Here is a 7015-nt window from a genome sequence, read left to right on the forward strand (position 1 = left end):
GGGGCGGGCCGTCCGGCGATGCTCGTCGCGGCGGGTTTCCACCCCCCGGCGCCCGGCATCGCGCCGTTGTCGTTGCTCATCAAGGTTTCAGGCCCCCCGGCCACTCGGTTCGTCAGGATACGCACGGACGCGGTTCGAAGTCGGCGTCTGATGCGAAGTCAGGGTTGGAGTTGTGATGGAGACTCAGTTCAGCTGTGCAGGCTCCCTACCCGGATCGGAAGCTGATAGTACCCACGCGGTGACGGTACCGAACAGACCCGCGGTGAAGATGCCGGAACGTTTCTCCTGTTCGGCTCCACCCGCCGGGTGACTGCCCGTCAGATCGAGTAAGATTCGGTTAAATCCGGCTTCTGCGGCTACCGGCAGAGTACCCCGCCCGGTACGATCCGTAGCCGAGTTGTCAACATCGCGCCACGGGCCGACGAGCAGTCAGCTGAGCGCTCCGGTCAGATTCCGGGGGGGTCAGACTCCGGGCCGGCCCTGGGGACGGGAACCCATGCTCCGTCGTACGCCGCGTCGCAACGCCACCGCCCGGTCCGCCTCCCGCGCCGCCGCGGGGGTGCTCGCCGCCGCAGCGCTCGCCGCCGTGACCGTGGCGGGCTGCGCGGCCTCCGCCTCCCAGCCCCCGGCAGCCCTGCCGGCGGCAGGCAGCGCGGCGCCACAGACGAGCAGTGCACCCGCCGTGGCCGTGTTGCCCGCCGATGCACCCAAGTTCGCCATCCCCTCGGATCTGCATCTGGTGGTCGAGGCGGACAGCACGGGGAACGCGGCGAAGGACTCCGTACTGCTCGACGCCGCGTACCAGTTCTACGGCTTCGTCGAGGCGATCAGCACCGGCAACACGAAGGACGCCAACTTCAGACAGTGGACGACCGGCAACGCCTATGCCGGACTGTCGCAGTCCGTGTCGACGTGGAAGTCGCGCGGCGAGCGGCTGACCGGCACGGACCGCGTGTACAAGCGCACGGTGACGATGTCCGCCGACGGATCGCAGGCCGCGTACAGCGCTTGCGAGGATTCCAGTCAGGCGTATCCGCTGAAGGTCGGTAGCGGTCGGCACGATACGAACACCGCCGGCCGGGGCAATTACACCCTGTGGCAGGGCACGTTCACCAAGCGCGCTTCCGGCGGCTGGGTACTGAGTCTCATCTTCACCAAGCCGGGAGCCTCGCAATGCGTGGTCGACTGAATCGCACGGTGATCTCTTTCGCGATGCTCGGCGCGTTCATGGCCGGGCCGGTCGCGGCGAGCCCGGCGTCCGCCGCGAGCAGTGGCTGCTCGTCGACTTCGTCCGGCGGCACGGTGATCACCCCGCCGACGATCGGCGGCCAGCGCATCACCTTCGACCAGGCCGTGCACGTGTTCGTGGGCACCTACTGCCCGGGGGCCGCCTCGATGACCGGCGACTTGTCCTGGACACCGCCGGCCTGCTGGTGGCAGCCGATCTTCACGCCCCAGCAGCTGAAGGACTTCGCGTATTCGTACTACGACACAGGTGGCGGTTCGGCGGACTTCACCTGGAACGACCTGCTGGCGTACTACGAAGGCAAGGGCCAGACGCAGCCGGCCGGGTACACCTCGACCAGCGGACCGCCGTATTCGAACTGGAATGTCGGCGCGAGCCCCGGCGGCGAGTGGTGGGGCATCGTGTTCAACGAGGCGATGATGGACACCCCCCAGTTCCTCGACTGCGAGATGCACTCGATGAACGCTGACGGCAAGCCCTGGACCTGGGTCGCCACCGGGGCTCCCGCGCCGGCGAACCTCGCGGAACCGGTCGTCACCCGGGAAGAGGTGGCCGAGTACGCGGCTTCGATCATGCAGTTGCCCGGCTCCGACTTCCAGTCCAGCCCGCAGAACGGCCAGACGGTGAACCTGCCGATGTGGGTGTGGGCCGGAGACCGCAACACGGGCACCGGCCCTTACGCACCGCAGAAGCTCAAAGCCTGCGCGATCGACCTGTCCGGTGCACCTCAAGCGTGCGCGACGGTCACCGCGACGGCGCAGAGTTTCACGATCGACCCCGGCACGCCGAACAACGCGGCCGACGCGGTCGTCTACGACGCCGGCTGCAAGCCGACCGCGGACGGATTCGTCGGAGAGCCCTACAGCACCGGCCAGACCGGGCCGCCCCCGTGCGGAGTGACGTACCTGCACTCGACGACGGCGCAGGGCCAGACCTACAAACCCTCGGTGACGGTCGACTGGAGTATCAACTGGGACGGTACCGGCGGCGGCACCTGGCCGAAGCCGGACGCGATCCCGGGACTCCAGCACCCGGTGACCGTCCAGGAGATCCAGACGATCGTCGGGCAGTGACGCCTGGCCAGATCGGAGTCCGGCAGTGACACCCGTGGCCTGATCCGGTCCGGCGGGCGTCACGCCCGGAAGTCGAGCAGGATCGCGGCCCAGGCGCCGGCCAGGAGATACGGCCCGTACGGGATCTCCAGCCCGCGCCAGGGCCGGCGCCGCACGGCGCGCACCGCCACGATCCCGACCGCGACGAGGGCCGCCGCGAGCGTTCCCAGCAACACGCCCGCGAACACGACCGCGACACCCAGCCAACCGAGGTAGAGCCCGAGCACACCCGCCAGCTTCACGTCCCCGTACCCCATCGGCCCGAACATCGCGAGCAGATAGAAGAGCCCGTACAGCACCGCCATCGCGACGACGGCCGTGACGAGGTGCCGCACCGCCGCGCCGTCGTGCAGGATCGCCACGATCAGGCCGAACCCCGCCAAACCGGCGCCGTAGAGCGGGAAGACGATCCGGTTCGGCAGCAGCTTCGTGCGCGCGTCGATGACCGCCAGCGCCGCGCTGCCCGCAGCGAAGAACCCGTACACGACGATGCCGACCGCCAGGGCGGGGCCGGTCAGGCTGAAGTTCGCGTGCGTCACCTCGGTGACTCTAGCGTTCGCCGCCCAGCGCGCCGGCGAAACCGCACAGCTTGTGGAAAACCCCGGACCGGACTTTGGATCGGCCCTCGGACCGGACCTCGAACGCGGAGCGCCCTGAACCGGACGGCCTCCGCATCCGGTTCAGGGCGTCGCGCAGAGGGCTGCTACGCCGGGACCACGTTCACCAGCTTCGGCGCCCGCACGATCACGGTCCGCACACCGCGTCCGTCCAGCGCCCGCTGCACGCCCTCCGACGCCAGCGCCAGCTCGCGCAGCGCGTCCTCGCTGATGTCCGGCGGCACCTGCAGCTTGTCGCGCAGCTTGCCGGCCACCTGGACCACACACGTGACCTCGTCCGCGACCAGGTACTGCGGGTCGGCCACCGGGAACGGCGTGTACGCCACCGTCCCCTCGTGACCCAGCTTGGCCCACAGTTCCTCGGCCATGTGCGGCGCGATCGGCGCGACCATCACCACCAGCGCCTCGGCGACCGACCTCGGCACCACGGGCAGCTTCGTCAGATGGTTGTTCAGCACGATCAGCTTCGCGATGGCCGTGTTGAACCGCAGGTTGTTCAGGTCCTCGCGGGTGCCCGCGATCGCCACGTGCAGCGCCCGCAGCGTCTCCAGGTCCGGCTCGGCGTCGCCGACGCGCACCCGGCCGCTCTCCTCGTCCACGATGTTGCGCCACACCCGCTGCAGGAAGCGGAACGAGCCGGCCACCGCCTTGGTCTCCCACGGCCGGGAGACCTCCAGCGGACCCATCGACATCTCGTAGACGCGCAGCGTGTCCGCGCCGTAGTTGTCGCAGAACTCGTCCGGCGTGACCGAGTTCTTCAGCGACTTGCCCATCTTGCCGTACTCGCGATTGACCTTCCCGCCCTCGAAGTAGTAGACCCCGTCCACTTCCTCGACCTGCTCGGCGGGCACGTATACGCCGCGCTCGTCAGTGTACGCATACGCCTGGATGTAGCCCTGGTTGAACAGCTTGCGGAACGGCTCGGCCGACGAGACGTGACCCAGGTCGTACAGCACCTTGTGCCAGAACCGCGAGTACAGCAGGTGCAGCACCGCGTGCTCCGCGCCGCCGACGTACAGGTCGACGCCGCCGACGTCCTCGGCGTCCCGCGGCCCCATCCAGTACCGCTCGACCTGCTCGCCGACGAACCGCTCCTCGTTCGTCGGGTCCAGGTAGCGCAGCGGGTACCAGCAGGAGCCGGCCCACTGCGGCATCGTGTTCGTCTCCCGGCGGTACCGGCGCACACCCCGGCCGTCGCCCAGGTCCAACTCCACCTCGACCCAGTCGTTCGCGCGCGCCAGCGGCGGAGCCGGCTCGCAGGTCGCGTCGTCCGGGTCGAAAGCCTGCGGCGCGTAGTCGGCGATCTCCGGCAGTTCCAGCGGCAGCATGCGGTCGGGCAGCGCGATCGCGTGCGTCGGGTCTTCGACGTCGTACACGATCGGGAACGGCTCGCCCCAGTAACGCTGCCGGGAGAACAGCCAGTCGCGCAGCCGGTAGGTGATGGTGCCGGTGCCGGTGCCCTTCTCCTCCAGCCACGCGATGATCCGCTTCTTCGCCTCGACGACCACCAGGCCGTCCAGCGAGACCTCGGCGTTGGCCGAGTTCACGGCCTGAGCGTCGTACGAATCGAACGCCTCGACCCACTCGTCGACGTCCGCCGGGCGGCCCGCGCCGGGCGAGACCACGATCCGCATCGGCAGGTCGAAGGCCCGGGCGAACTCGAAGTCGCGCTGGTCGTGCGCGGGCACAGCCATGATCGCGCCGGTGCCGTAGCCCCACAGCACATAGTCCGCCACGAAGACCGGGACCCGCTCGCCGTCGACCGGATTGACCGCGTAGGCGCCGGTGAACACGCCGGTCTTCTGCCGGCCCTCGCTCTGCCGCTCGACCTCGGTCTTGGCCGCGGCCTGCGCCCGGTACGCGGCGACCGCCTCGCCCGGCGTGCTGTGCCGTTCGGGGCCGCGCCACACCTCCCGGGTGCCGGCGGGCCACGCGGCCGGCACGATCTGGTCGACCAGCGGGTGCTCGGGGGCCAGCACCATGTAGGTCGCGCCGAACAGCGTGTCCGGGCGGGTGGTGAAGACCTCGATCTCGCCCGGCGACCGGCCGTCGTCCGCGGCGTCGATGGCGAACCGTACCCGCGCGCCCTCGGAACGGCCGATCCAGTTGCGCTGCATCAGCTTGATCGGCTCGGGCCAGTCCAGCCGGTCCAGATCCTCCAGCAGCCGGTCCGCGTAGGCGGTGATCCGCATCATCCACTGGCGCAGACTGCGCTTGAACACCGGGTAGTTGCCGCGCTCGGAGCGGCCGTCGGCCGTGACCTCCTCGTTGGCCAGCACGGTGCCCAGCCCGGGGCACCAGTTGACCGGTGCCTCGGAGATGTACGCCAGCCGGTACCCGTCGATCACGTCGGCGCGCTCCGCCGCGGTCAGCCGCGACCAGGCGCGGCCGTCCGGCGTCTGCCGGGTACCCGCCTCGAACTGCGCGACCAGTTCGCCGATCGGCCGGGCCCGGCGCGCCTCCCCGTCGTACCAGGAGTTGAAGATCTGCAGGAAGATCCACTGGGTCCAGCGGTAGAAGCCCACATCGGTGGTCGCGACGCCGCGACGCTTGTCGTGCGCCAGGCCGATACGGCTGATCTGCGCGCGGTACCGCTCGATGTTCTTCTCCGTGGTGACCCGCGGATGGGTGCCGGTCTGCACCGCGTACTGCTCCGCGGGCAGGCCGAAGGCGTCGAAGCCCATGGCGTGCAGCACGTTGCGGCCCAGCATCCGCTGGTAGCGCCCGAACACGTCGGTGGCGATGAACCCCAGCGGGTGGCCGACGTGCAGTCCGGAGCCCGACGGGTACGGGAACATGTCGAGCACGTAGTACTTCTCGCCGGGCACGGGGGTGTCCGTGGCCAGCGGGCCGGACGGGTTCGGCGTCTCGAAAGTGCCGTGTCGTGCCCAGTACGCCTGCCAGCGCGCCTCGATCTCGCCCGCCATCGCCGCCGTGTAACGGAATGCGGGCTCGTCCGAAGCGGGCGGCCTGGTGCTCTCGCTCATGAGGTCCCCTCGGGGTGTCTGTCCGGTACTGCCGGCTCGCTTTCGTGGTCCGTTGCGGAGCTCGAAAATGCGAAAACCCCTCGCGCAGGAGGGGTCGCCACGCTGAGGAGCCCGGAATCGGGACTCTTCCGCTCTCAGCGCGGCCCGGTAAGGAGCAGGCGTACTACGTGCACGGATCCAGGTTACCACCGCGCCCGCGTGCCTCGGGCGTACGCCGGATCAGGTCCCCTGGGGCCGCGCTCCCGGTGGCCGTCTTGTTATCAGTGTGAGAACCCGGACGGCTTACGGAATGTGACCGGGATGCGATAGCGTCCCGGGCGACCTTCGGTGTGCCTTCAGCAACCGCCCCAGGTATGAGGACCAGTGGACGCTCCCCAGCTACCCGGCGCCGAGCCTGCGGCGCCCGCGTCCGGCGGACAGCCGCCCGGCCAGGCTTCCGCGTTCCGGCGCGCGCTCGACGCACAGGTCGAGGCCACCGACCAGTCCACCGCCCTGGTGCCCGCCGGACCGCACGACCTGACCCGGCCGATCGACGTCAGTGCACTGAGAGCCGCGCTCACCGCAGCGCCGTTGACCGTCTCCCCCTGCGCTCCCCCGCAGCCCGCACCGCCACCGTTCCCCGCGAAAGCCGCGCAGGCCATACAGCCTGCGCAACCCGGACCGCCACCCCCCGCGAGCGGTCCGGTCATCGTCACCCCGTCGGTGTCAGCGCCCGAACTGCGCGGCACGACCACGATCGAGACGCGGCCGGCCACGGACCTCGCCGCCGGCGCAGCAGCCGACGTGAGCCCGGCGAGCGGCAGCGGCAGCGGCAGCGGCAGCGGCACGACGGATCACGAATCCTCGCCCCGGCACAGCGGCGGCGGCAGGAAACCGTCGCGGCTGCCGACCACCATCCTCGTCTCGGTGCTGCTGGCGGCGATCGCGGGGACCGCGCTCGTCCTGATCGACGTCGGCCGTTCCGGCGGCCCGCTGGCTCCCGACGCCATGCCGACCCGGCCGATCACGCAGAGCCAGGCCGGGCAGCCCGCACATCCCGCCGCCCCCTCGCAC

Annotated in this window: 4 protein-coding genes and 1 pseudogene; 3 read left to right on the forward strand and 2 right to left on the reverse strand. The window is 70.3% G+C overall.

Going from position 1 to position 7015, the window contains the following annotated elements; genetic code table 11:
• The first annotated feature begins 496 nt into the window (after nucleotides 1–496).
• Together KGA66_RS27275 and KGA66_RS27280 are read left to right on the forward strand one after the other, a co-directional pair.
• Nucleotides 497–1189: a hypothetical protein gene (locus KGA66_RS27275; RefSeq protein WP_211472159.1), complete on the forward strand. Its 693-nt coding sequence runs from the start codon at nucleotides 497–499 to the stop codon at nucleotides 1187–1189.
• A gap of 8 nt (nucleotides 1190–1197) precedes the next feature.
• Nucleotides 1198–2319 (forward strand): hypothetical protein, encoded by a 1122-nt coding sequence (locus tag KGA66_RS27280; RefSeq protein WP_211472161.1) that lies wholly within the window; start codon nucleotides 1198–1200, stop codon nucleotides 2317–2319.
• 59 nt (nucleotides 2320–2378) lie between these two features.
• Here KGA66_RS27280 and KGA66_RS27285 read toward each other — a convergent pair whose 3' ends face one another.
• Both KGA66_RS27285 and leuS read right to left on the reverse strand, forming a co-directional pair.
• Nucleotides 2379–2897 carry a prepilin peptidase gene (locus KGA66_RS27285; RefSeq protein WP_211472163.1) on the reverse strand — a complete coding sequence of 173 codons (519 nt, stop codon included), beginning with the start codon at nucleotides 2895–2897 and terminating at the stop codon, nucleotides 2379–2381.
• Nucleotides 2898–3061: 164 nt separating this feature from the next.
• Nucleotides 3062–5962: a leucine--tRNA ligase gene (gene leuS / locus KGA66_RS27290; RefSeq protein ID WP_211472165.1), complete on the reverse strand. Its 2901-nt coding sequence runs from the start codon at nucleotides 5960–5962 to the stop codon at nucleotides 3062–3064.
• 363 nt (nucleotides 5963–6325) lie between these two features.
• On the opposite strand from leuS, the pseudogene KGA66_RS27295 reads away from it, so the two are divergent.
• Nucleotides 6326–7015, forward strand: a pseudogene (locus tag KGA66_RS27295) (hypothetical protein); the annotation flags it as partial.

This window comes from Actinocrinis puniceicyclus (genome assembly GCF_018283645.1).
Classification (GTDB): Bacteria; Actinomycetota; Actinomycetes; order Streptomycetales; family Catenulisporaceae; genus Actinocrinis; species Actinocrinis puniceicyclus.